21 protein-coding genes are annotated in these 23,805 nt (G+C 64.5%); 11 read left to right on the top strand and 10 right to left on the bottom strand.

The annotated features are described in order from the left end of the window. Position 1: 1 nt before the first annotated feature. Positions 2–1,150 carry a tRNA guanosine(34) transglycosylase Tgt gene (gene tgt, locus IVA75_RS26790; RefSeq protein WP_247289832.1) on the bottom strand — a complete coding sequence of 383 codons (1,149 nt, stop codon included), beginning with the start codon at positions 1,148–1,150 and terminating at the stop codon, positions 2–4. A gap of 228 nt (positions 1,151–1,378) precedes the next feature. Here tgt and IVA75_RS26785 point away from each other — a divergent pair, with 228 nt between their 5' ends. The 4 genes from IVA75_RS26785 (at position 1,379) to IVA75_RS26770 (ending at position 5,551) form a co-directional block, all read left to right on the top strand. Further along, the gene (locus IVA75_RS26785) at positions 1,379–2,563 is read left to right on the top strand and encodes a patatin-like phospholipase family protein (RefSeq protein ID WP_247289829.1); all 1,185 of its coding nucleotides are present in this window, start codon (positions 1,379–1,381) and stop codon (positions 2,561–2,563) included. A 133-nt stretch (positions 2,564–2,696) separates the two neighbouring features. Beyond that, the gene (locus tag IVA75_RS26780) at positions 2,697–3,443 is read left to right on the top strand and encodes a TetR/AcrR family transcriptional regulator (protein WP_247289827.1); all 747 of its coding nucleotides are present in this window, start codon (positions 2,697–2,699) and stop codon (positions 3,441–3,443) included. 248 nt (positions 3,444–3,691) lie between these two features. After that, entirely contained in the window at positions 3,692–4,294 is a 603-nt protein-coding gene (locus IVA75_RS26775) for a PepSY domain-containing protein (RefSeq protein WP_247289825.1), read from the top strand. A gap of 219 nt (positions 4,295–4,513) precedes the next feature. Next, positions 4,514–5,551: an aspartate-semialdehyde dehydrogenase gene (locus tag IVA75_RS26770; RefSeq protein WP_247289822.1), complete on the top strand. Its 1,038-nt coding sequence runs from the start codon at positions 4,514–4,516 to the stop codon at positions 5,549–5,551. Between the two features lie 114 nt (positions 5,552–5,665). Here IVA75_RS26770 and queA read toward each other — a convergent pair whose 3' ends face one another. The 5 genes from queA to coaD form a co-directional block, all read right to left on the bottom strand. Further along, positions 5,666–6,739: a tRNA preQ1(34) S-adenosylmethionine ribosyltransferase-isomerase QueA gene (gene queA, locus IVA75_RS26765; RefSeq protein ID WP_247289806.1), complete on the bottom strand. Its 1,074-nt coding sequence runs from the start codon at positions 6,737–6,739 to the stop codon at positions 5,666–5,668. A 143-nt stretch (positions 6,740–6,882) separates the two neighbouring features. After that, complete coding sequence (locus IVA75_RS26760; protein WP_007590736.1) at positions 6,883–7,347, bottom strand: peptidylprolyl isomerase; 465 nt, start codon at positions 7,345–7,347, stop codon at positions 6,883–6,885. Beyond that, positions 7,344–7,769: a hypothetical protein gene (locus IVA75_RS26755; protein ID WP_247289804.1), complete on the bottom strand. Its 426-nt coding sequence runs from the start codon at positions 7,767–7,769 to the stop codon at positions 7,344–7,346. The genes IVA75_RS26760 and IVA75_RS26755 overlap by 4 nt, the downstream gene beginning before the upstream one ends. 8 nt (positions 7,770–7,777) lie before the next feature. Then, positions 7,778–8,341: a peptidylprolyl isomerase gene (locus tag IVA75_RS26750; protein WP_027567049.1), complete on the bottom strand. Its 564-nt coding sequence runs from the start codon at positions 8,339–8,341 to the stop codon at positions 7,778–7,780. A 41-nt stretch (positions 8,342–8,382) separates the two neighbouring features. Beyond that, the gene (gene coaD, locus IVA75_RS26745; RefSeq protein WP_007610644.1) at positions 8,383–8,877 is read right to left on the bottom strand and encodes a pantetheine-phosphate adenylyltransferase; all 495 of its coding nucleotides are present in this window, start codon (positions 8,875–8,877) and stop codon (positions 8,383–8,385) included. A 246-nt stretch (positions 8,878–9,123) separates the two neighbouring features. On the opposite strand from coaD, the gene IVA75_RS26740 reads away from it, so the two are divergent. After that, positions 9,124–9,381, top strand: a complete 258-nt coding sequence (locus IVA75_RS26740; RefSeq protein ID WP_247289802.1) for a hypothetical protein — start codon at positions 9,124–9,126, stop codon at positions 9,379–9,381. Positions 9,382–9,596: 215 nt separating this feature from the next. Continuing rightward, positions 9,597–11,450: a KUP/HAK/KT family potassium transporter gene (locus IVA75_RS26735; protein WP_247290006.1), complete on the top strand. Its 1,854-nt coding sequence runs from the start codon at positions 9,597–9,599 to the stop codon at positions 11,448–11,450. 138 nt (positions 11,451–11,588) lie between these two features. Here the strand turns inward: IVA75_RS26735 and gyrA are convergent, their stop codons facing one another. Beyond that, positions 11,589–14,333, bottom strand: a complete 2,745-nt coding sequence (gene gyrA, locus IVA75_RS26730; protein ID WP_027567053.1) for a DNA gyrase subunit A — start codon at positions 14,331–14,333, stop codon at positions 11,589–11,591. Positions 14,334–14,704: 371 nt separating this feature from the next. Next, on the bottom strand, positions 14,705–15,202 hold the full coding sequence (locus IVA75_RS26725; RefSeq protein WP_247289800.1) for a single-stranded DNA-binding protein: 498 nt from the start codon (positions 15,200–15,202) through the stop codon (positions 14,705–14,707). Positions 15,203–15,659: 457 nt separating this feature from the next. Between IVA75_RS26725 and IVA75_RS26720 the strand changes: the two genes are divergently transcribed. The 5 genes from IVA75_RS26720 (at position 15,660) to IVA75_RS26700 (ending at position 21,927) form a co-directional block, all read left to right on the top strand. Then, positions 15,660–16,442 (top strand): outer membrane beta-barrel protein, encoded by a 783-nt coding sequence (locus IVA75_RS26720; protein ID WP_247289797.1) that lies wholly within the window; start codon positions 15,660–15,662, stop codon positions 16,440–16,442. 232 nt (positions 16,443–16,674) lie between these two features. Then, positions 16,675–17,364 carry an outer membrane protein gene (locus IVA75_RS26715; protein ID WP_027567055.1) on the top strand — a complete coding sequence of 230 codons (690 nt, stop codon included), beginning with the start codon at positions 16,675–16,677 and terminating at the stop codon, positions 17,362–17,364. Between the two features lie 277 nt (positions 17,365–17,641). Beyond that, positions 17,642–20,623 carry an excinuclease ABC subunit UvrA gene (gene uvrA, locus IVA75_RS26710; RefSeq protein ID WP_247289795.1) on the top strand — a complete coding sequence of 994 codons (2,982 nt, stop codon included), beginning with the start codon at positions 17,642–17,644 and terminating at the stop codon, positions 20,621–20,623. A gap of 47 nt (positions 20,624–20,670) precedes the next feature. Beyond that, positions 20,671–21,234 carry a DinB family protein gene (locus IVA75_RS26705; RefSeq protein ID WP_247289792.1) on the top strand — a complete coding sequence of 188 codons (564 nt, stop codon included), beginning with the start codon at positions 20,671–20,673 and terminating at the stop codon, positions 21,232–21,234. Between the two features lie 18 nt (positions 21,235–21,252). Further along, a complete protein-coding gene (locus IVA75_RS26700) occupies positions 21,253–21,927 on the top strand; it encodes an HAD-IA family hydrolase (protein ID WP_247289790.1) in 675 nt (224 codons plus the stop codon). 48 nt (positions 21,928–21,975) lie between these two features. Here IVA75_RS26700 and IVA75_RS26695 read toward each other — a convergent pair whose 3' ends face one another. Together IVA75_RS26695 and IVA75_RS26690 are read right to left on the bottom strand one after the other, a co-directional pair. Beyond that, positions 21,976–22,929: a cytochrome D1 domain-containing protein gene (locus tag IVA75_RS26695; RefSeq protein WP_247289780.1), complete on the bottom strand. Its 954-nt coding sequence runs from the start codon at positions 22,927–22,929 to the stop codon at positions 21,976–21,978. A 2-nt stretch (positions 22,930–22,931) separates the two neighbouring features. Then, positions 22,932–23,513 (bottom strand): SRPBCC family protein, encoded by a 582-nt coding sequence (locus IVA75_RS26690; protein WP_247289778.1) that lies wholly within the window; start codon positions 23,511–23,513, stop codon positions 22,932–22,934. Positions 23,514–23,805 lie beyond the last annotated feature (292 nt).

Here is a 23,805-nt window from a genome sequence, read left to right as displayed (position 1 = left end):
CCTAGCGCGGGGCGATGTCGCCCCTCGCCCAGTTCTCGCGCGTACGCCGATAGAACTCTTCGAACATGCCCTGTGCGACCGCGTCCCTGATGCCCTGCATCAGAAACTGGTAGTAAGCGATATTGATCTCGGACAGCAGCATCGCACCCAGCGTCTCGCCCGCCTTGACGAGATGATGCAAATAGGCGCGCGCGTAGGTGCGCGCCGACGGCCAGGTACTCTCTTCGTCGAGCGGCCGGGGATCGTCGGCGTGGCGCGCGTTGCGCAAATTCACCTGGCCGAAGCGTGTGAAGGCTACGCCATGCCGGCCATTGCGCGTCGGCATCACGCAGTCGAACATGTCGATGCCGCGCTTGACAGCCTCGAGGATGTCGTCGGGCGTGCCGACGCCCATCAGATAGCGCGGCCGCTCTCTCGGCAGCAGCGGCGCTGTCTCGTCGATCATCGCGAGCATCACGGCTTGCGGCTCACCGACGGCAAGGCCGCCAATCGCATAACCATGGAAACCGATCTCGACGAGGCCTTGCGCGCTGGCATGGCGAAGCTGGGGTATGTCGCCGCCCTGCACGATGCCAAACAGCATGTAGCCATCGGGCGCGCTCTCGAAGGCGCGCTTGCTTCGCTCGGCCCAGCGCAGCGACAATTGCATTGCGCGGTCGATGTCGGCGCGCTCGGCGGGCAGCCGCACGCATTCGTCCATCTGCATCGCGATATCGGAGCCTAGCAAACGCTGCACCTCGATCGAGCGCTCCGGCGACAGCTCGACCTTGGCACCGTCGATATGCGAACGGAACGTCACGGCGTGCTCGCTGACCTTGCGCAAATCCGCCAGCGACATCACCTGGAAGCCGCCGGAATCCGTCAGCATCGGCCCGTTCCAGCCGGTGAATGTCTGCAAGCCGCCAAGTGCTGCGATCCGCTCGGCGCCGGGACGCAGCATCAGATGATAGGTGTTGCCGAGCACGATGTCGGCACCGGCCTCACGCACCTCGCGCCAGTGCATCCCCTTCATCGCGCCGGCGGTACCGACCGGCATGAAGGCGGGCGTGCGCACCACGCCGTGCGGCGTGGTCAGGCGCCCAGTGCGCGCGGCGCCATCCATGGCGAGCAGTTCGAAATGATTGGGCAGACCGGTGTCAGGACGATTCATGACGGTGCTTATTGCGTGTCGGAGCGGGCCGATCAACCCGCCCAGGCGCTGCATCGGCCGGCTTATGCATCGGATTGGGACAGGGCCACCAATATTTGGAACACGGAAATTTGCGCCTGCTACGCTTGTTGAACAAAACGATACAGTGTAGTTTTATCCTCGGGGCTGGATGAGCTGCCGCGGCGATGTTGCCGGCGGTGGTAGATGCGTGATCGCCAGCCACCGACAATGCCCTTCCCTTTAAATTCGACTGACACGTCCGGCAGTTCGCATGGCTGGTCAAGGCAGACCTGCGCCCGCCTGTTCGGATGGCTGGTCCTGACGTGTAGCCTGGCGCTCGGCGCCTGCACCTCCCTGCCCCGCACGCCCTATACGGCCGCTGAAGCCAGCACATCGCGCGTGCTCGATATCGACGGCCTGCGGCGCTACGCCGACGAACCCATCACGAGATTCAGCTTCGAGAAGGACACCAGCACCGCGACCAAGTCCTACCTGGCGCTGTCAGGCGGCGGCGCCGATGGTGCCTACGGCGTAGGCGTGCTCAACGGCTGGACCGCGGCCAGAACCCGTCCCACCTTCTCGGTCGTCTCGGGCGTGAGCACCGGCGGCCTGATTGCACCCTTTGCGTTTCTCGGCTCGCGATATGACGACACGCTGAAGGAGGTCTACACCAGCGGCGTGGCGGAGAGCCTGTTGAGCGATCCCAGCATCATGCGCGTGCTGTTCGGATCCGGCCTGTTCGGCAACACGCGGCTGCGCGAGCTCGTCGCCCGTTATGTCGGGCCCGAGATCATGGCGCAGGTCGCGCGTGAAAACGCCAAAGGGCGCAAGTTGCTGGTGGTGACGACAGATCTCGACACCCAGCGCACCGCGATCTGGGACATGGGCAAGATCGCCACGATCGGCACGCCCGAGGCGCTCAAGCTGTTTCGCGACGTGATGGCGGCCTCCGCCAGCATCCCGCTGGTGTTTCCGCCGATCATGATCGACGCCGAAGGCGAGGGCCGCAGGTTTCAGGAGATGCATGTCGACGGCGGCGTAACGGCGCCGGTGCTGACGCTGCCGGAAGCCCTGCTTTTCCAGGGCAGTCGCCTGCCCGGCCCTGCGAAGCTGGACATCTACATCCTCGTCAACAAGAAGATCGAACGCAATTTCGAGCTCGTCTCCAACAGCACCATCGACGTCGCCTCACGCAGCCTGTCGTCGATCACCCAGTCGCAAACTCGCTCGATCATCTTCTCGACCTATGATTTTGCCAGGCGCAACCGCCTGGGCTTCCATCTCTCCTACATCGCGCGCGATTATCCGGCGGCCCCCTCGGAAGGGTTCGACACCGCCTATATGCGGGCGCTGTATCAGTACGGATATGAGAAGGCGGCTTCGGGCCAGGCCTGGACTTCGACGCTTCCGTGAGCGCTCGCTGAGGAACGGGGCCGTGCCGAGACGGTTGACGATGCGGGCCATTCGGCCAGATTGGCCATGACGCACCCGTTGCTGCGCGTTATAGAGCATCACTGATGTCACGACTGCGCAGGAATCATTGGGCATGGGATTGACTGCGAGCAGGACCAGACCGGCAGCTCAGCGGCGCGAGGTGCCGAAATCACGCGGCGGCCGGCCGACGAAAAGCGCCGCGATCGAGCGCGATCAGCGGCTGATCGAGGTCGCCACCCGGCTGTTCCTGGATCGCGGCTTTGACGCCACCTCGCTCGATGCGGTCGCGGAAGCCGCGCGAGTGAGCAAGCCCACCGTCTATGCCCGTTACGGCGACAAGCGCGGCCTGTTCGCCGCCGTGCTGCGGCGTGAGATCGCGCGATGGCTTGCACCGCTGTCCGCGGCTGCCGAGACGAAGCTCAGCAGCGCCTCGGACATCTCGGTCGAGCAGCGGCTGGTCGAGATCGGGCGCGAGATGCTGACATTCACCTGCGGTCCCGATGCCGTCGCCTTCAGCCGCATGATGACGTCGCAGGCCATCAACTTCCCCGACATCGCCAAGCTCGGCAAGGAGGAAGGCTGGCTCAAGGCCGTCGCCACCACGGCGCGCTTCTTCGACCATCTGGTGGCGCAAGGCGCTCTCGACGTCGACGACACCACCATCGCGGCGGAAGTGTTTCTCGACGTCGTCGTCGGTCACAACCATCGCCTGGCGACGTTTGGAACGCCGCCGGAGATGAAGGTCGCGGAAAAGCGCATGCGCGCTGCGATCAAGCTGTTCCTGGCAGGCGCGCTGGGATCTGCGGACGACAGCCAGAGTGCAGCCAAGACCACGCAGCGGCGGCGCCCCTCGCGCTGACAATTCCGTGAGGTTGCGATCTTTCCTAGGGATCCCGCGGCCGTCCCGTTGACCAAAACAAAACGATACGGTATGGTTTAATTATAGGGCGATGCGGATCGCTTTTTCACCAGCCCCAAAGAGGTCCGCACCGCCTCGATCGCCGCGGCGGACAGCCCGTCACGACGCTCAGCGGCCGACCGATGCCCAAGGTCGGCCGCAAATTCTTTACGATCATCCGGCACACTCGCTGGCCGAGGGGTTCGAGCATGACGACGGCCAAACGACGGATCTCGGGATTGCTCGCAATCGCCCTGTCCGCACTCCTGCTCGCTGCGCCGGCGCGGGCGATCGTGAGCTCGGGCACGCCGACCACGCTTCACAGCGACACAGATGGTGACGCCGAGGCCGATCGCCAAGCGGTCAGTCGCGAGATCGAGCGCTTCCGCAGCTCGTCGATCTCGATCAACCAGGCCATGGCGATTGCGGAAGCCCGCCACGCCGGTGCCACCACGGCGGATGTGAGTTTCGACGGAGCCTCCGGCGTGCCGGTCTACCGGGTGAAGACCCTGCACAATGACCGGATCTGGCGCCACACCATCAATGCCGCAACCGGCGAGCTCGTCGGCGGGGAAGCCGCCCTCCCTCTGGCCGAGCTCGACCTCGACGATCGCAGCAACCTCGCAGCGCTCGGTGCCATCAAGCACCGACTTGCGGATGCCGTGCACGTCGCCGAACGCGCGGCCTCGGGCAAGGCGATCAGCGGCGGGCTGGTGCGCGAAAGCGGCCGGCTGAATTTCGCGATCGTCGTCATCAGTGGCGACAACCTCAAGGAGGTCATCCTCGAACCGCCGGGCGCCCGGACCAAATAGCGGCAGCCCCAATCCCGCCGAAAAGCCATTGACGGGCGCAAGACTCTCCCGCATAAGCTCCCGCCATGTTCACGACCACCAAACGCGCGACTAAAACCACCACGGCCTTCGGGGCCCGGGGAGGCGTGCGCGTGTAGTCGTCGACTAGAACGCAATCACTCTACCGAAGCCCCGCCCTCGTTGGTCCGGGGCTTTTTTGTTGTCTGAATTCTCAAATCAATGGAGGACACAGTGAGTAACGATCCCGTCGTCGCGATTGTCGGCGTCACCGGTGCGGTGGGCGCCGAATTCATCGCCACCATGGACAAGCGCGGCTTTCGCGTCGGCAAGCTCAAGGCGTTGGCCAGCGCCCGCTCGGCCGGCAAGACGGTGTCGTTCCGTGGACAGAACGTGGTCATTGAAGAGCTGACCGAACGCGCTTTCGAAGGCGTCGACATCGCCCTGTTCTCCGCCGGCGGCAGCATTTCGAAGAAGTTCGCGCCGATCGCGGTCAAGGCCGGAGCCGTCGTCGTCGACAACTCCTCCGCCTTCCGCATGGACCCGAACGTGCCGCTGGTGATCCCCGAGATCAACCCGAACCGCATCCGCGACCACAAGGGTATCATCGCCAACCCGAACTGCGCCGCCATCACGGCGCTGGTGCCGCTGTGGCCGATCCACCAGAGCAACCGCATCAAGCGCGTGATCATCTCGACCTACCAGGCGGCCTCCGGCGCCGGCGCTGCCGCGATGGACGAGCTGGTCGAGTCCACCCGCGCCAACCTCAACGGGCAGGTTTATACGCCGAAGGTGATGCCGCATCCCTACGCGTTCAACCTCTTCAACCACAACACGGCGATCGACCCTGACACCGGTTACAACGACGAAGAGACCAAGGTCATCAACGAAACCCGCAAGATCTTCGAGGACGACAAGATCGCGATCGGCGTCACCTGCGTGCGCGTGCCGGTGCTGCGGGCTCATTGCGAGGCCATCACATTCGAATGCGAGAAGCCGATCAGCGAGGATCATGTCCGCGCCATCATGGCGCGAGCGCCGGGCGTCAGGATCGTCGACGACCGCGCCAAGAACTACTTTCCGATGCCCATCGACGCCTCGGGCCAGGACGACGTCCTGGTCGGCCGCATCCGCAAGGATCTCAGCGACCCCTCCGGGCATTCGATCTCGATGTTCGTGGCGGCGGACCAGCTGCTCAAGGGCGCGGCGCTCAACGCGGTGCAGATCGCGGAGCTGTTGCCACAGCGGGTGATGGCGTAACGGACGGTGCCGTAGGGTGGGCAAAGGCGCGCAAGCGCCGTGCCCACCATTTCCCTCGCGCATCCACGAAAGATGGTGGGCACGCTTCGCTCTGCCCACCCTACTCCGCCAAAATTAGTCGTGCGCCCGAAACAACAGACACGCATCGCCATACGAATAGAACCGATAGCCGGTCGCGATCGCGTGTGCATACGCCTGCTGCATCGTCTCCAGCCCGGAGAACGCCGACACCAGCATGAACAGTGTCGACTTCGGCAAATGGAAATTGGTCAGCAGAACGTCGACGGCGCGGAAGCGGTAGCCGGGAGTGATGAAGATCGACGTCTCCGCGGCGAACGGCTCAATGGTGCCGTCCTCGCTGGCTGCGCTTTCGAGCAGGCGCAACGACGTGGTGCCAACCGCGATGATACGGCCGCCGTTCTTGCGCGCGGTGTTGAGTCGTTCCGCCGTCTCGGCCGAGAGCGAGCCCCACTCGGCATGCATCTTGTGGCCTTCGGTGTCGTCCACTTTCACCGGCAGGAAGGTCCCTGCCCCGACATGCAGCGTAACGCGATTGATGCCGACACCGCGCGTGTGCAGCGCCTGCTCCAGCTCCGGCGTGAAATGCAGGCCGGCTGTCGGCGCGGCAACGGCGCCCTCATTCGCCGCGAACATGGTCTGGTAGTCGGCGAGATCCTGATCGTCAGGGGTACGTTTCGAGGCGATGTAGGGCGGCAGCGGCGGGCTGCCGAGATCGGCGATGGCTTGATCCAGTGTCGGGCCGTGGAACGAAAATGACAGCGTCACCTCGCCCTCCACGCCCTTGGCCTCGACCTCGGCGTCGAGATGGCCAAGCAAGCAGACCTTTCCCTCATTGCCGAAGCGGATGCGGTCGCCGGCTGCGAGTTTCTTGGCCGGCTTCACCAGTGCCTGCCAGCGCGAACCGTCGAGGCGCTTGATCAGCGTTGCCTCGATCTTCGGCTCGGTCTCGCGGCCAATGCGACGGCCTTTCAATTGCGCCGCGATCACCTTGGTGTCGTTGACGACGAGCTGGTCGCCCGGCTTCAACCATTGCGACAGATCGGCGATGATATGGTCGCGCAGCGTGCCGTGGTCGACAACCAGCATCTTCGCGGAGTCGCGCGGGCTCGCCGGGCGCAATGCGATGTGCTCGGCGGGCAGGTCGAAATCGAAGAGGTCGGTGCGCATCGCGTGCTCACGGCCGTACAGTCAGACCCTCATGGTGAGGAGGCGCGGAGCGCCGTCTCGAACCATGAAGGCCGGGCTGCAGCAGCGGGGCCTTCATCCTTCGAGACGCGCGTTCCGCGCGCCTCAGGATGAGGGTTGAACGCCTACTCCGCGTCAGCCGCCATTCGCGCCTTGACGATCTTGTCGGGGTTCTGCACGGGCTCGCCGCGCTTGATCTTGTCGACGTTCTCCATGCCCTCGGTGACCTTGCCCCACACCGTGTACTGGTTGTCGAGGAAGCGGGCGTCGTCGAACACGATAAAGAACTGGCTGTCGCCGGAATCCGGGCTGGCGGCGCGCGCCATCGAGGTGGTGCCGCGCACATGCGGCTCCTTGTTGAACTCGGCCTTCAGCTTCTTGCCGGAGCCCCCGGTGCCGGTGCCCTGCGGGCAGCCGGTCTGCGCCATGAAGCCGTCGATCACGCGATGGAACACGATGCCGTCGTAGAAGCCTTCACGCACGAGTTCCTTGATGCGCGCGACGTGGCCCGGCGCCAGATCAGGCCGCATCTCGATGGTGACGGGGCCCTGCGTAGTTTCGAGGATCAGTGTGTTTTCGGTGGCGCTCATGCTCGTCTCTCTTGGGTTGGGGGTGAAGTCCTGTCAGGTGAAGATTTGCGGTTGCGAAACTGGATCGCGAATGGACGCCCCGCAGCGGCGCCAGCCATCGCATCGGTAAATGGCATCGGCGTGCAGCGTTGCAATGCCTCCATCACCGCGATCCGGTATTGCAGCCGGTCATCGTCGGAGGCCTCCGCGGATTCATAGGTAATCCTCGGATGGCCCAGAATGTTTCCAGCCCGGTTAAAGCTCACGACGACGGTGATGTCGATCGGGCGGGCCTTGGCGGCGGGCGGCGGCTTCCAGCAGGTGCGCAGATGCCGGAAGATGTCCTGGATGGTGTTGACCTGTGCGTCGTCGGCGACCGCGCCGGGGACGCCGAGCAGCAGCACCGCGGCAACCAACAGGAGCTTGCCACCGCAGCGCGCCATCGCCTCTCCTACTTGATGTCGGAAGCGACCTGCACCTTCACCATCTTGTCGGGGTCGGTGACGGTGCCGCCGCTTGATCCGGGAGGCGCCTTCTTCAGCTTGTCGACGACGTCCATGCCCTGCACGACCTCGCCGATCACGGTGTACTGGTTGTCGAGGCTGCCGCCGTCGGCGAACATGATGAAGAACTGCGAATTGGCGGTGTCGACGCTGTCGCCGCGCCGGGCCATGCCGACGATGCCGCGCGCAAAATGCACCTTGGAGAATTCCTGCTTCAGGTTCGGATATTTCGACCCGCCGGTGCCGTTGAAGTTCTGACCGTCGCCGGTCTGCGCCATGAAGCCGTCCATGACGCGGTGGAACGGCACGTTGTTGTAATAACCCTCGCGCGCGAGCTGCTTGATGCGCTCGGCGTGCTGGGGCGCAAGGTCCGGCCTCAGCTTGATGACGATGCGGCCCTTGGTGGAGTCGATGACGATGGCGTTGGCCTTGTCGAGGCCGGCCGGCAAAGTTTGCGCGAACGCCGGCACTGCGAACAGAACCGCGGCAAGAACTGCGAGAATTCGGATCATGACAACTCCGGATCAGAGATGAGAAAGGAAACGCGCCGTTATCAGGCGAATTTTGCCTTGAGCTGGGCCGCAACCAGCGGCGGGACGAAGGCCGAGACATCCCCGCCCATGGCTGCGATCTGGCGCACCAAAGTGGCGGTGATCGGGCGGACCATGGGAGAAGCCGGCAGGAAGACCGTATGCACCTCGGGCGCCATGGCCTCGTTCATGCCGGCGAGCTGCATCTCGTAGTCGAGGTCGGTGCCGTCGCGCAGGCCCCGAATCATGATCGTCGCCCCGTGCTTGCGCGCCGAGGTCACCGACAGGTCGTCAAACGTCGCAGCTTCGAGCACGCAGCCAGCCTGGGCCGCCACCGGCCCGCAGACGTCGTGGAGCATCTTGAGCCGCTCCTCGGTCGAGAACAGCGGCTTCTTGCCGGGATGGACCCCGATCGCGACAACGAGCCTGTCGCACAGCGACACGCTGTGCCGGACCACGTCCAGATGGCCGTTGGTGATGGGGTCGAAGGAACCTGGATAGAAGGCAATGCGCGGCATGGCCACGTCCTACCGCGCCCGGCCCGGCCCGGCAAGCCGGTCCGGTTCCCTGGCGGTTTTTCCGCAAAACCATGTCGGAATGCGCCGAATTGTTTCGTCCTGAGGGGGCCACGAAACAAAACGGGGCGCGAACGAAACCATTTCCCACGTTCGCGAAGACGTCCGGAAACTGGCCATGGTTACTAATCCGGCCAACGAACGACGGGCCGCACACTGGGCGTAGCGGTCGCATCACAGGGGACTGTCATGATCAAAGCTCTTTCGGCGATCGCCATTTCTGCGTGTGTTGCTGCCGCCCTCACCCTCCTGCCCGGCTTCGCCCCTACCGTCGAGGCGAGCGTGCCGCAGCCGCTCGCCAAGAGCGACCGGCTCGATATCCGCACCATCGGCAAGGACTGCTCGCAGCAGGCTTGGCCGAATTTCGAGGCGTCGTGCCTTCGCCAGGCCGGCACCAAAGCCAACATCCGCGAGGCTCGTCTCGTGACCGCCAACCGCACTCCGTAGCGGGGTCTGTCAGTTTCGCGTCAGGAATCCTCGCGATAAGTCCCAACGATAAACCCCAAAGATGACCCATGGATATTTGCGACGTCCCGTCGCAGACTGCCCGATGCTCGCGTCCGCCGGAATGACCCGTCGGGCGCAATCCCATCGAGGGGTCGCCATTGTCCAGTACGCCCGCAGTCGCCTCCGGCCATCAACCTGATCCACTGCCGCTTGCCATGACCATGGGCGCCCTCGGGGTGGTCTATGGCGATATCGGCACTAGCCCCCTCTATGCCCTGAAGGAAGCCGCCAAGGCCGCCGCCCACGGCGGCACATTGACGAATGATGCCGTTCTGGGCGTTGCGTCATTGATCCTCTGGGCGCTGTTGCTGATCATCTCGCTGAAATATGCGCTGTTGATCCTGCGCGCGGACAACCGCGGCGAAGGCGGCATCGTCGCACTCCTGGCGCTGCTGCACGCGCGCAACGCCCAGCCCGGCACCTGGCGCGCGCATCTGCTGGTCGTCGGCCTCGTCGGCGCCGCGCTACTGTACGGCGACGGCGCGATCACGCCGGCGATCTCGGTGCTGTCAGCCATTGAAGGTCTGAAGGTCGACGCTCCCTCGCTCGCGCCGGTGGTGGTGCCCGTGACCGTCATCATCCTGATCGGACTGTTCATGATGCAGAAGCAGGGCACCGGCTTCATCGGCCGCATCTTCGGACCGGTGATGCTGGCCTGGTTCTTCGTGCTGGCAGCGCTCGGCATCCACGGCATCGTCAAGGCGCCGGCGGTGCTGGCGGCGCTGAGCCCGCTCTATGCGTTCGACTTCCTGATCCACCAGGATTTTCATGTCTCCTTCGCGATCCTGGGGGCCGCCTTCCTCGCGGTGACTGGCGGCGAAGCCATGTATGCCGACATGGGGCATTTCGGCCGCCTGCCGATCCGCCTGGCCTGGTTCGCGATCTGCCTGCCCGCGCTGGTGCTGAACTATTTCGGCCAGGCCGCGCTGCTGATCACCGACCCCACCATGATCGAAAATCCGTTCTTCCAGCTCTGCCCCGACGCCCTGCACTATCCGCTGGTCGCGTTCTCGGCGGTCGCGACCGTGATCGCCTCGCAGGCCATCATCTCGGGCGTGTTCTCGCTGACGCAGCAGTCGATCCAGCTCGGCTTCCTGCCGCGCATGCAGATCCGTCACACCACGAGCGCAGCGATCGGCCAGATCTACGTGCCGTTGGTGAACTGGCTGCTCGCCGCCGCAACGCTCGGCGCCGTGCTGAGCTTCGGCAGCTCGGAGGCGCTGGCCGGCGCCTACGGCATCGCGGTGTCGCTGTTGATGGCGATCACCACGCTGCTCGCTGCCCTGGTCGCGATCCAGTGGGGCTATTCGCCATGGCTCGTGGTGGCCGTGAACGGCTTCTTCTTCGCAATCGACGTGATCTTCTTCTCGGCCAATTCGATCAAGCTGTTCGAGGGCGGCTGGTTTCCATTGATGCTCGCGGCCTTCGTCGCCTTCCTGATGCTGACCTGGCGCAGCGGCGTGAAGCTCGTCGAAGCGGCACGCGCGAAGCTGCGCCAGCCCGAGGAGGATCTGATCGAGACCGCAGTCAACAAGTGCAGCGCCAGACTCCCCGGCACCGCCGTATTCCTGGCGTCGGCGCCGCGCGGCGTGCCGCTGGCGCTGACCCAGTTCGTCAAGCACAACCACGTGCTGCACGAGCGCATCGTCCTGGTCACCGTGCTGATCGAGGAGCTTCCTCACATCGCCGACGAAGACCGCACCGAGGTGATCGAGATCATTCCCGGCATTACCCGCGTCATCCTGCATTACGGCTTCATGCAGAACCCGACGATCTACGAAGGACTGACCCTGGCCTGCCGCCACGGCAAGCTGCCCGGCATCGACCTCTCCGACATCACCTATTACGTCGGCCGCGAGACCATCATCCCGCGCGAGGACGTGCCGGGCATGTGGGTCTGGCGCGAAACCATGTTCGCCTTTCTGCAGCGCAACGCCGAACGCTCAGCCGCGTTCTTCGGCGTGCCGACCAAGCAGGTGGTGGAGTTCGGCACGGAGCTGGAGATTTAGCGCAATTCGTAGCCCGGATGGAGCGACTTGTCCGCCGTAGCTCTGAGAGCGAAGGCGGAGGCGCAATCCGGGACTCTCTGCGCGGCGCAAGAAACCCGGATTTCGCTTGTGCTCCATCCGGGCTACGGGGGTGACGCATCACTCCCCGTTTGCGTCTCCGTTCGCACCATTCCCGCTCTCGGCCTCTTCCGTGATGTGCTCGACCGAGACGACGTGTTCGTCCTCGGCGGTGTCGAACACGATCACGCCCTGGGTCGAGCGGCCGGCGACGCGGATGCCTTCGACCGGGCAGCGGATCAGCTGGCCCTTGTCGGTGACCAGCATGATTTGATCAGCGTCTTCCACGGGGAAGGATGCGACCAGATTGCCGTTGCGGTTGTTGACGCTCATGGCGACGATGCCTTTGCCGCCCCGGCCCGTGGTGCGGTACTCGTAGGACGAGGTCCGCTTGCCGTAGCCGTTGACGGAGACGGTCAGCACGACCTGCTCGGCCGCCGACATCTCGATGTAGCGCTCCTGGGCGAGCTGGAAGCTGCCGGAGGTCTCTTCGGCCTCGGCGTCCGCCGCCGGCTCCTCGGCCGCAGCTTCGCCGGCGACCGCACGACGCATCTTCAGATACGCCGAGCGCTCGTCGGACGTTGTCTCGACGTGGCGCAGGATCGCCAGCGAGATCACCTTGTCGCCCTCGGCAAGCGCAATGCCGCGCACGCCCATCGAGGTGCGGCCGGTGAACACGCGCACGTCGGTGACGGGGAAGCGGATGCACTGGCCGCCGGCGCCGGTCAAAAGCACGTCGTCGTGCTCGGTGCATATCTGCACGTCGACGATCGCTTCGTTGTCGTCGAGTTTCATCGCGATGATGCCGGAGCGGCGGACATCGACGAAGTCGGACAGCTTGTTGCGCCGGACGTTGCCGCCTGTCGTGGCGAACATCACGTCGAGATTGCCCCAGGTGGACTCGTCCTCCGGCAGCGGCATGATGGTGGTGATGCGCTCGCCCTGCTCTAGCGGCAGGATGTTGATCAGCGCCTTGCCGCGCGCATTCGGCGCGGCCATCGGCAGGCGCCAGACCTTGATCTTATAGACCTGGCCGCGCGAGGAGAAGAACAGCATCGGAGTATGCGTGGACGCCACGAACAGCCGGCTGACAAAATCCTCGTCGCGGGTCTGCATGCCGGCCCGGCCCTTGCCGCCGCGGCGCTGGGCCCGATAGGCCGACAGCGGCACGCGCTTGACGTAGCCGGCGTGAGAGACGGTGACGACCATGTCCTCGCGCTGGATCAGGTCCTCGTCCTCGACCTCGCCTTCCTGCTCGATGATGACGGTGCGGCGCGGGGTGGCGAACTCGGCCTTCACTTCGGCGAGTTCGGACTTGATGATTTCAAGCACGCGGTCGCGCGAGCGCAGGATGTCGAGATAGTCGGCGATCTCGCCGGCGAGCTTGTCGAGCTCCTCGCGGATTTCGTCGCGGCCGAGTGCGGTGAGGCGTTGCAGGCGCAAATCGAGAATGGCCCTCGCCTGCTCCATCGACAGCCGGATCGTGCCGTTCTCGCTGATGCGGTGGCGCGGATCGTCGATCAGCGTCAGCATGTCCTCGACGTCCCGGGCGGGCCAGTCGCGCGACATCAGGGTGTCGCGCGCGGTCGTCGGGTCGGGCGAGGTCCGGATGACGCGGATCATCTCGTCGATATTGGCGACCGCGATGGCGAGACCGACCAGGATATGGGCGCGATCACGGGCCTTGGCCAGCAGGAACTTGGTGCGCCGCGTGACGACCCGCTCGCGGAAGTCGACGAAGATCGCCAGCAGGTCCTTCAGATGCATGATCCGCGGACGGCCGCTGTCGAGCGCCACCATGTTGACGCCGAAGCTCGTCTGCAGCGGCGTGAACCTGTAGAGCTGATTCAGCACCACATCCGGCACGGCGTCGCGCTTCAATTCGATGACGACTCGGTAGCCATCGCGATCGGATTCATCGCGCAGGTCGCCGATGCCCTCGATCTTCTTTTCCTTGACCAGCTCGGCGATGCGCTCGACCATCGTCGCCTTGTTCACCTGGTAGGGAATCTCGGTGATGATGATCGCCTCGCGCTCCTTGCGGATGGTCTCGATCGCGACCTTGCCGCGCATCATGACCGAGCCGCGGCCGAGGTGATAGGCGGCGCGGATGCCTTGCCGTCCGAGGATGACGCCGCCGGTCGGGAAATCCGGTCCCGGCACGATGTTGATGAGCTCGTCGATGGTGAGCGCAGGGTTGTCGATCAGCGCGACGCAGGCGTCGATGACCTCGCCCAGATTGTGCGGCGGGATGTTGGTCGCCATGCCGACCGCGATGCCGCCGGCGCCATTGACGAGCAGGTTGGGGAACTTGGCCGGCAAGACCGACGGTTCGGTCTCGTTGTTGTCGTAGTTCGGCTGGAAGTCGACCGTGTCCTTATCGATGTCGGCCAGCAGAGCCAGCGCCACCTTCGTCAATCGGGCTTCGGTATAACGATAGGCAGCCGGGGGATCGCCGTCGACCGATCCGAAATTGCCTTGGCCGTCGATCAGCGGCACGCGCATGGAGAAGTCCTGCGCCATCCGGACCATGGCGTCGTAGATCGACTGGTCGCCATGCGGATGATATTTACCGATGACGTCACCGACCACGCGGGCGGACTTGACGTACTTCTTGTCCGGCGTGTGCCCCTGCTCGTTCATCGAGTACAGGATGCGGCGATGCACCGGCTTCAGACCGTCGCGGGCGTCAGGCAGCGCCCGCGCCACGATCACGCTCATGGCGTAGTCGAGATAGGACTTCTTCATCTCCTCGAAGATGGAGACGGGGCGAATATCCGAGGGTTGCGCCGGCTGGTCGCCGGGCTTGTCGTCGTCGTCAGCCAAGGGGAAATCCGGTGAGGTTTTATCTGGGAATCATATAGCGCATCGAGCCTCTGATAACCACCCTCGCGGCGATCTGGGAAGCGCTTTTTCCGCCTATTTTTCCAACAACTTAAGCCCTTGCGATCGGTGTCTTGGACAGCCCCCGTATCGACCTTGCAAAATCGCCGATCACGCGTCGAAAAACGCGCGGCGAGCTTGCCCCGTCAGCGCGCTTGCCAAGCCGCAATCCGAGCTCACCCGAAACATGAAGCGGGCCCGGAAATCCCGAGCCCGTCCTGCCGATTAGTGGGATTTTCTGACACGAGATGAGAAGCGCCGCCCATCCGGCCGGCGCGTCGCATTGAGACCCCGCGTTCTCAGAGCGGGATCGCTCAGAACGGGATATCGTCGTCCATGTCGCTGTTGCGGCCACCGCCGCCAGCGGCAACGGGACGGCGCGGTGCGCTGCTGACCGGACCGGAGGAGCCGAAATCGCCGCCCGGCTCGTCGCCGAAGCTGGCGCCTCCCCCACCACCGCTACGACCGTCCAGCATCGTCAGGGTCGAGTTGAAGCCCTGCAGCACGACTTCGGTCGAGTACTTCTCGACGCCGCTCTGGTCGGTCCATTTGCGGGTCTGGAGCGCACCCTCGACGTAAATCTTGGCGCCCTTCTTCAGATACTGTTCGGCGACCTTGCAGAGCCCTTCATTGAAGATCACGACGCGGTGCCACTCGGTCTTTTCCTTGCGCTCGCCGGTGGCCTTGTCGCGCCACGTCTCCGAGGTGGCGACGCTTAGATTGGCGATCGGCCGCCCGTCCTGGGTGCGGCGGATTTCAGGATCCTTGCCGAGATTTCCAACCAGAATGACCTTGTTGACGCTTCCCGCCATCTCCGCTCTCCGCTCCGAATGCCACTGAATTCAAGAAGGCCGGTCCGCTCCCCGCGTTCCGCCGTGCCCGTTGAGGCGACCCTATACGCTCGCCGAACGCTTGCGGACGACGATCAGTCCGTCACCCCTCCGGTTATCCCCACATATAGCATCGACCTCCAGTTCGTTCCAGATTTGTTCTTGGCGAAACCACCGCATCGATGTGGCGTCGATCGGCCAATGTAGTGCGGGAATGCGCGCAGCGGTTGGAACCTTTGTAGGTTCCCGAGAACGAGGGAAAGAACTTAAGATTCAGTGTGTTATGGGTACTCGCAGTGCCCCGTTCTTGTTGCATTTCGGAGACGGACTCTGCCGCCCCGTAGAGCTACGGTTTCCTCGGACTTAGTTCATATGGGCCCTCGCGCCTGATCAGCCGCTTCGGGGAAGAAAGAAGCGGACGAACCTGGGGAGACTGGCAATGAATAAGCTTCTTGTTGGTGCAATCGGTGCAGTGGCGATGGGCCTGTCGGCTCCCGCGAGCGCGGCGGATATGGCCGCGCGTCCCTACACCAAGGCCCCCGCGCCGGCGATTGCCACCATCTACGATTGGAGCGGCTTCTATATCGGCATCAACGGCGGCGGTGGCTCAAGCCACACGTGCTGGGACTTCGTCACGCCCGCGACCGGCGTTTTGGTCGGCGAAGGCTGTCACAATGCGACGGGGGGCACCGTCGGTGGCCAGATCGGCTATCGCTGGCAGTCCGCCAATTGGGTGTTCGGTCTCGAAGGCCAAGGCAACTGGGCCGACTTCCGGGGCGACAATGTGAGCACCCTCTTCCCGGGTACCGCTTTGGTGACGGGTGATCGCAACCGTTCCCGCATCGACGCTTTCGGCCTCATCACCGGTCAGGTCGGTTACGCCTGGAACAACGTGCTGTTCTACGTGAAGGGCGGCGCCGCCGTCGTCGGCGACAAGTACGACATCTACGCTGCTACAGGTACGCCCGGCGCGGGCGCGCTCCTGGCTTCGGCGCGGGAGACTCGCTGGGGTGGTACGGTCGGGGCCGGTCTGGAGTTCGGCTTCGCCCCGAACTGGTCGTTGGGCTTTGAGTACGACCACATCTTCCTTGGCGATCGCACGATCGGCTTCACAACGCCCCCAGGTGGGGTCTTCGGCAGCGACCGGATTCGGCAGGACGTCGACATGGGCCTCGTCCGCCTGAACTATCGCTGGGGCGGTCCGGTGATCGCGAGGTACTGATCGAACTGACATCCATCAAAGCAAGGCCGGCCTCGCGCCGGCCTTTTTCGTTGCTGTTCCCATGGGGGAACCAAAGGTCAGTAAATGCACCATTTTCAGGCCGCTGTGGCTTTCCAGTGACACAACTTGCGGCTTCAATGGTGTAAGTACGGCTTCAGTTGGGCAAGTGAGTCCGATGCCCTTCCTTATCGTGGAAGGCACAATCAGAAACTGGGACTGGGATTAGTTGAAAATGAAAAAGGTTTTGTTGGCTTCGGCCTGTTTGTTCGCTCTCGCTGCCCCGGCTTCGGCCGCTGATCTCGCGGCGCGCCCCTACACCAAGGCTCCGGTGGCCATGGCTTCGGTCTACAACTGGACCGGCTTCTACCTCGGTGTTGTCGGTGGCGGCGCCTGGGAAAATTCCTCGACCGACCCGAAGATGAAGGGCGGCTTCGTCGGCGGTACCGCCGGCTACAACTGGCAGACCGGCAATGTCGTGTTCGGCATCGAGGCCGATGGTGCCTGGGCTGACGTCAGCGCGTCGGTCACCGGCCCCGTTGCCGTCCCCGGCTTCGGCCTCGTCAGCACCACCCTCAGCTCGAAGACCGATGCGATGGGCACCGTGCGCGGCCGCATCGGCTACGCCGTCAACAACGTCCTGTTCTACGGCACCGGTGGTTACGCCTGGATCGACAACAAGCTCAGCATCAGCGCGCTCGGCGTGACCGTTTCCGACAGCAAGTGGCACTCCGGCTGGACCGTCGGTGCGGGCGTCGAAGCGTTCTTCGCTCCGCAGTGGTCGGTCAAGGGCGAGTACCTCTTTCGCAGCCTCGGCGGCGAGACCTACTTCTCGGGCGCCCTGCCCACCGGCACGCTCGAGTTTCACACCGTGCAGGTCGGCGTGAACTATCACTTCGGGGGCCCGATCGTCGCGAAGTACTGATCTTCGCTATCGACGCCATCGTGTTACGAAAGGCCGGCCTCGCGCCGGCCTTTTTGTTTGCCGGGCACGTTACTGCGCAGTTCCACCGCCCTGGCTCCTGCCAGATGCCGCCAGCGTGCCAACAATCGGTTGACGATTCGCAGACGCCACTGGAAATCCGTCCCCGTTCTTCCTACGTTCGCTCACATACCCATCGGCGCCGATCCCGGTTCCGGGCGAAGCGCGCCTATTCAGTTGGCGCGATCGCGCGCTTTTGGATTCCCTGAGGACCACCAGGATGGATGAAGTGATCAAGGCGAAGCGCCAACAACAGAACGCGGGATCAAACCTGCGCGCAATAACGATCCGTGGCGCGCGCGAGCACAACCTCAAGAACGTCGACGTCGAGATTCCCCGCGACAAGCTGGTGGTGTTCACGGGGCTGTCAGGCTCCGGCAAATCCTCGCTCGCGTTCGACACCATCTATGCCGAGGGCCAGCGCCGTTACGTCGAATCGCTGTCGGCCTATGCCCGCCAGTTCCTGGAAATGATGCAGAAGCCTGACGTCGACCAGATCGACGGCCTGTCGCCGGCGATCTCGATCGAGCAGAAGACGACGTCGAAGAACCCGCGCTCCACCGTCGGCACGGTGACCGAAATCTACGACTACATGCGCCTGCTGTGGGCGCGCGTCGGCGTGCCCTATTCGCCCGCCACCGGCCTGCCGATCGAGAGCCAGACCGTCTCGCAGATGGTCGACCGCGTGCTGGCGCTGCCCGAGGGCTCGCGCCTCTATCTGCTCGCGCCGGTCGTGCGTGGCCGCAAGGGCGAGTACCGCAAAGAGCTCGCCGAATGGCTTAAGAAGGGCTTTCAGCGCGTCAAGATCGACGGCGCCTTCCACGAGCTCGCGGAAGCCCCTGTGCTCGACAAGAAATTCCCGCACGACATCGACGTCGTCGTCGACCGCATCGTGGTGCGCGCCGACATCGGCCAGCGCCTCGCCGAAAGCTTCGAGACCGCACTGAAGCTCGCCGAGGGCCTCGCCGTCATCGAATTCGCCGGTGCGCCGGCTGCAGCAGCACCCGCGGAAGAGAAAAAGAAGACCGCAAAGATCCACGACAAGAGCGGACCCGAGCGCATGCTGTTCTCGGAAAAGTTCGCCTGCCCGGTCTCCGGCTTCACGATCCCCGAGATCGAGCCCCGGCTGTTCTCGTTCAACAATCCCTATGGCGCCTGCCCCGCCTGCGGCGGACTCGGCGTCGAGCAGCATGTCGACGAAGACCTCGTCATCCCCGACAAGGAACTTGCCATCGGCAAGGGCGCGATCGCGCCCTGGGCCAAGTCCTCGTCGCCCTATTACATTCAGACGCTGACTGCGCTCGGCAAGCACTACAAGTTCACGCTGACCACCAAGTGGAAGGATCTGCCCAAGAAGACGCAGAACGCGATCCTCCATGGCTCCGGCGAGGACGAGATCAAGTTCTCCTACGAGGACGGCGTCCGTTCCTACGACACCAAGAAGCCGTTCGAAGGCGTCATCACCAACATCAACCGCCGCTATCGCGAGACCGAGAGCGAGTGGGCGCGCGAGGAGCTGGCGAAGTATTTCCACGACGTGCCCTGCGAGGCGTGCCACGGCTTTCGGCTCAAGCCCGAGGCGCTCTGCGTCAAGATCGGCGGCAAGCATATCGGCGACATCTCCGAGATGTCGGTAAAGGGCGCCGGCGCGTGGTTCGAGACCGTTCCGGAGGCGCTGAACACCCAGCAGAACGAGATCGCCGGCCGCATCCTCAAGGAGATCCGCGAGCGCCTCACCTTCCTGCTCGACGTCGGCCTCAACTACCTCACGCTGTCCCGCTCCTCCGGCACGCTGTCCGGCGGCGAGAGCCAGCGCATCCGTCTGGCCTCGCAGATCGGCTCGGGGCTAACAGGCGTGCTCTACGTGCTCGACGAGCCCTCGATCGGCCTGCATCAGCGCGACAACGCGCGCCTGCTCGACACGCTGAAGCGACTTCGTGACCTCGGCAACACCGTAATCGTGGTCGAGCACGACGAGGACGCGATCCTGCTCGCCGACCACGTGCTCGACATCGGCCCCGGCGCCGGCATGCATGGCGGCAACATCATCGCCGAAGGCACGCCCGCCGAAATCATGCGCAACCCCAACTCGCTGACCGGCAAATATCTCACGGGCGAGCTCGAGGTCGAGGTGCCGGAACGGCGTCCGCCGAACCATCGCCGCACCATCAAGGTGGTCAACGCGCGCGGCAACAATCTCAAGAACGTCACGGCCGAAATTCCGCTCGGCCTGTTCACCTGCGTCACCGGCGTCTCCGGCGGCGGCAAGTCGACGTTGCTGATCGACACGCTGTACAAGGCGATCGCCCGCAAGCTGAACAATGCCAGCGAAGGCGCCGCACCGCACGACCGCATCGAGGGCCTCGAGCACATCGACAAGATCATCGACATCGACCAGTCGCCGATCGGTCGCACGCCACGCTCCAACCCCGCGACCTATACCGGCGCCTTCACGCCGATCCGCGAATGGTTCGCAGGCCTGCCGGAATCGAAGGCGCGCGGCTACGAGCCCGGCCGCTTCTCCTTCAACGTCAAGGGCGGCCGTTGCGAGGCCTGCCAGGGCGACGGCGTCATCAAGATCGAGATGCACTTTTTGCCTGACGTCTACGTCACCTGCGACGTCTGCAAGGGCAAGCGCTACAACCGCGAGACGCTGGAGGTCCTGTTCAAGGGCAAGAGCATCGCCGACGTGCTCGACATGACGGTCGAGGAAGCGGCCGAGTTCTTCAAGGCGGTCCCGCGCGTGCGTGAGACCTTCCAGACCCTGCACCGCGTCGGTCTGGATTACATCCATGTCGGCCAGCAGGCCACGACGCTCTCGGGCGGCGAAGCCCAGCGCGTCAAGCTGGCCAAGGAGCTGTCGAAGCGCGCCACCGGCCGCACGCTCTATATCCTGGACGAGCCGACCACCGGCCTGCATTTCCACGACGTCAAGAAACTCCTGGAGGTGCTGCACGAGCTGGTCGCGCAGGGCAACACGGTCGTCGTCATCGAGCACAATCTCGAAGTCATCAAGACCGCCGACTGGGTCATCGACCTCGGCCCCGAAGGCGGCGACGGCGGCGGCGAGATCGTCGCCTGGGGCCCTCCGGAAGACATCGCGAAAGCGCCAAGAAGCTATACGGGCAAGTTCCTGGCGCCGGTGCTGGCGAAGGCACGGAAGCCGAAGCGGCGGCGCGCGGCGAGCGAGGCGGCGGAGTAGGTTACGCAGCGAGAGCATGCCGACACATTGTCTGAGGGAGACTGAGCTTGCCTGCAGGACTTGTGCAAACCTATCGTGCGTTCGCCCACAATAATGCCTGGGCAAATCACCGGCTGCTCACCGCTTGCGCGACGCTGTCTCAGGCCGACTTCGAAGCCGCACGAACCGGCTTCTTTCCGAGCCTGCAGCGTACGCTGAACCACATCCATGTCATCGACCTCTTCTATGTCGATGCGCTGGAGGGCGGGTGGCTGGGACCGGCGGCTTGGAAGAACGAAGTGCCCCACATTTCGCTTGCCGCGCTAAAACCCGCGCAGTCCGCGATCGACAAGCGCTTGATTGCCGCCTGCGATGGACTGACGCCCGAGCTTCTCGACGGTCTCGTGCGGATCAATCGCGACACCCGCGTGCAGACCGAACGTCGTGACCGGCTGCTCATGCATCTGTTCCAGCATCAAATTCATCATCGCGGACAGGCGCACGCGATGCTGTCTGAAACGCACGTTCCCCCGCCCCAGCTGGACGAGTTCTTCGCCGAGGGAGAGGCGCCGCTCAGGGCCACCGAATTCGACCAACTCGGATGGACGGAGGAAACGGTGTGGAAAGCCTAGCGGTGTAGCTTCGTCTCCATGCCTTACTCCCTCGCCATCTTCGATCTCGACGGCACGCTGGCCGACAGCTTTCCGTGGTTCCTGCGCACCATCAACGACGTCGCCGATCGCTTCGGCTTCCGCCGCGTCGCGGATGAGGATATCGAGGGGCTGCGGAATGCTTCGTCGCGCGAGATTCTCAGCCGGCTCGAGGTGCCCTTGTGGAAGCTGCCGGCGATCGCGCGGCATGCGCGGCGGCTGAAGGGAGAGGCGGCGGCGGAGATTGCGTTGTTTGCGGGCGTCGAGGCGATGTTGAAAACGCTGGCCGGTAACGGTGTGCAACTGGCGCTGGTGACGTCGGATAGCGAAGCCAATGCGCGCGAGAAGCTCGGCGATTGCGCGGCGCTGTTCGCCCATTTCGATTGCGCGGCGTCGTTGTTCGGCAAGCCGTCGAAATTTCGCCGCGTCATGCGGCGCGCCGGCGTGGAGCCGGGCAAGGTCATCGCGATCGGCGACGAGGTGCGCGACATCGAGGCGGCTCGCGCTGTGGGGATTGCCTGCGGCGCCGTGGGCTGGGGTTATGCGGCGCCGGCGGCGCTGCGGGCGCTGGCGCCGGATCACATGTTTGAGCAGATGGATGAGATTGTCTGGACGCTGTGCCCCGGTGCAGTAGCCCGGATGAGCGAAGCGACATCCGGGAACGCCGGTGGATGAGGAGAGCCCTGTCCCGCATGTCGTTCCGCTCATGCGGGCTACACGCCCCTACTCCGTCCTGCGCAAGAACGCCCCAAACGCGCGCGGGCCGTCGCCGGTCTTGACCTCGCCGATCACCTTCAGCTCGACCGCATCGATGATATCGAGCGTGTTGCTTTCCCAGCAGGCGACGATGATGCGCTTGCCGTCGGCGGTCGCGGCAATGCCTTCGGGATAATCGCCAACGTTGATCCGCTTGATCGGCTTCAAGGTCGCCAGATCGAACACACTGACAGTGCCGCCATACTGATCGGTGACGAAGCCGCGGCCCTGCGCCAGCGCCACCGCATAGGGACGCATCCCGACCGGCACGCGGCCGATCTCGCGCGCTTCGGCGATGTCGATCACGGAGACGTCGTCAGAGCCGACATTGGCGGTGTAGGCCCGCTTGCCCTCGGCATCGACGGTGACGCCGAAAGGGCGGGTGCCGACCTTGATGGTCGCCCTGCGCTGGCGCGTCGCGGTGTCGACCACCGAGACGCTGTCGTCGTCGCGGTCGGCCGAGAGCAGCAGCTTGCCATCCGGCGTCACCGCGAGCCCCGACGGCGAGGCGCCGACCGCGATGCTGGCCGTGACGCTGCGGCTCGCCGCGTCGATCACCCGCACGGCCGCCGCATACCAGTCCGCGACATAGACGGTCTTGCCATCAGGCGCGACGGCAACGCCGAGCGGCCCGCCGCCGACCTCGATCCGCGCCGCAACCTGCCGCGTTGACGCGTCCACCACCGTCACGGCCTTGGCATCCGGGCTCGTCACATAGGCAAAGCGCCCGTCCGCGCTGACGGCGACGCCGGCCGGCTTGCCGCCGATCGGGATGGTCGCGACGCTGCGTGCCGTGGCGAGATCCACGACCATCAGATTGTCGCTGAGCTGGTTGGTGACGAACGCCTCTTCGGCGGAGGCGTGCACGATGCCGTCCAGGCAAAGGCTGGCGGCGAGCGCCGCCAGGACCAGCGCCCGCACCGTCAGCTTCCGCCCTCGACCTTCTTCTTCAGCGCTTCGAGGCCGGCCTGGTACAGCCCCTTGACCGCCTTGACCGCGGCCTCGTCGCTCAGCTCCGGCGGCGGATCGTTGTTGGGAAAGCCGCGGTAGAACGCGCCGGCCCATTCCAGCGTCGAGGCCTTGCCGTCGGCGCTCGGCGTCACCGTCAACGTCGAGGAGTAGTTGGTCACCGGCAGCACCTTCACGTCCACATTGGTGATCCGGTAGGAATAGCTCATCGCGGCGGAGTCGAACTTGTAGAGCTCCTCCTCGACGGTCGCGCCTCCCGTCAGCGTCAGCTTCCGCGTCGCGCCGATCTCGTTGCCCTTCTCGCCCTCGGTCTTGGTGACCGGCGGCAGCCAGCTCATGTCCTGGAAATTGCCGACCGCGGCCCACACCTTGGCCGGGGCAGCATTGATCTCGATGGATTCGCGCACCTTCTGCCGGGTCGGCCCATGGGCCCAGGCCGGTGTCGAAGCCGGGCCAAACGCCGCCGTCAAAGCCGCCGCGCCCACGGAAGTCAGCACCGCAGCCAGGACCGTGCGCCGTCCAATCGTCACCCTCATCTCGTTTCCTCATGCGTCTCGTTGATCATGCGCGGCTTCAGGCGCGCTCCGATCATCCTAGCGCATTTTGGGGCCGAGGGGAGACCGGTTCATGGCGGCGTTACGGCGGATGCCTCGCAGGCCCACAACTCCTTGCGCCGCCCTGCGGGCAAAACACCCAATGGCAGGTCAATCACGTCAGGTAAAAATATTTCTCTTTATCCGCATTTCGGATTATCATATAGAAAGCCATCCCAACCCGGGCCGAGGGGCGGATCGCGATCGTCACGAACGCGGGATGGGACGTGGTGGA

It is taken from the genome of Bradyrhizobium sp. 134, from assembly GCF_023074155.1.
In the GTDB taxonomy this organism is placed as follows: Bacteria; Pseudomonadota; Alphaproteobacteria; order Rhizobiales; family Xanthobacteraceae; genus Bradyrhizobium.
The sequence above is the reverse complement of the archived record's forward strand: the minus strand, read 5'-3'. Positions and strand labels throughout refer to the sequence as shown.

Coding starts and splice junctions, on each gene's coding strand:
- uvrA (WP_247289795.1), top strand. CDS start 17,642: ATGGATGAAGTGATCAAGGCGAAGCGCCAACAACAGAACGCGGGATCA.
- IVA75_RS26750 (WP_027567049.1), bottom strand. CDS start 8,341: ATGATCCGAATTCTCGCAGTTCTTGCCGCGGTTCTGTTCGCAGTGCCG.
- tgt (WP_247289832.1), bottom strand. CDS start 1,150: ATGAATCGTCCTGACACCGGTCTGCCCAATCATTTCGAACTGCTCGCC.
- IVA75_RS26775 (WP_247289825.1), top strand. CDS start 3,692: ATGACGACGGCCAAACGACGGATCTCGGGATTGCTCGCAATCGCCCTG.
- IVA75_RS26700 (WP_247289790.1), top strand. CDS start 21,253: ATGCCTTACTCCCTCGCCATCTTCGATCTCGACGGCACGCTGGCCGAC.
- IVA75_RS26735 (WP_247290006.1), top strand. CDS start 9,597: ATGACCATGGGCGCCCTCGGGGTGGTCTATGGCGATATCGGCACTAGC.
- IVA75_RS26755 (WP_247289804.1), bottom strand. CDS start 7,769: ATGGCGCGCTGCGGTGGCAAGCTCCTGTTGGTTGCCGCGGTGCTGCTG.
- IVA75_RS26740 (WP_247289802.1), top strand. CDS start 9,124: ATGATCAAAGCTCTTTCGGCGATCGCCATTTCTGCGTGTGTTGCTGCC.
- IVA75_RS26785 (WP_247289829.1), top strand. CDS start 1,379: ATGCCCTTCCCTTTAAATTCGACTGACACGTCCGGCAGTTCGCATGGC.
- IVA75_RS26715 (WP_027567055.1), top strand. CDS start 16,675: ATGAAAAAGGTTTTGTTGGCTTCGGCCTGTTTGTTCGCTCTCGCTGCC.
- IVA75_RS26725 (WP_247289800.1), bottom strand. CDS start 15,202: ATGGCGGGAAGCGTCAACAAGGTCATTCTGGTTGGAAATCTCGGCAAG.
- IVA75_RS26770 (WP_247289822.1), top strand. CDS start 4,514: ATGGAGGACACAGTGAGTAACGATCCCGTCGTCGCGATTGTCGGCGTC.
- IVA75_RS26720 (WP_247289797.1), top strand. CDS start 15,660: ATGAATAAGCTTCTTGTTGGTGCAATCGGTGCAGTGGCGATGGGCCTG.
- coaD (WP_007610644.1), bottom strand. CDS start 8,877: ATGCCGCGCATTGCCTTCTATCCAGGTTCCTTCGACCCCATCACCAAC.
- IVA75_RS26780 (WP_247289827.1), top strand. CDS start 2,697: ATGGGATTGACTGCGAGCAGGACCAGACCGGCAGCTCAGCGGCGCGAG.
- IVA75_RS26760 (WP_007590736.1), bottom strand. CDS start 7,347: ATGAGCGCCACCGAAAACACACTGATCCTCGAAACTACGCAGGGCCCC.
- queA (WP_247289806.1), bottom strand. CDS start 6,739: ATGCGCACCGACCTCTTCGATTTCGACCTGCCCGCCGAGCACATCGCA.
- IVA75_RS26690 (WP_247289778.1), bottom strand. CDS start 23,513: ATGAGGGTGACGATTGGACGGCGCACGGTCCTGGCTGCGGTGCTGACT.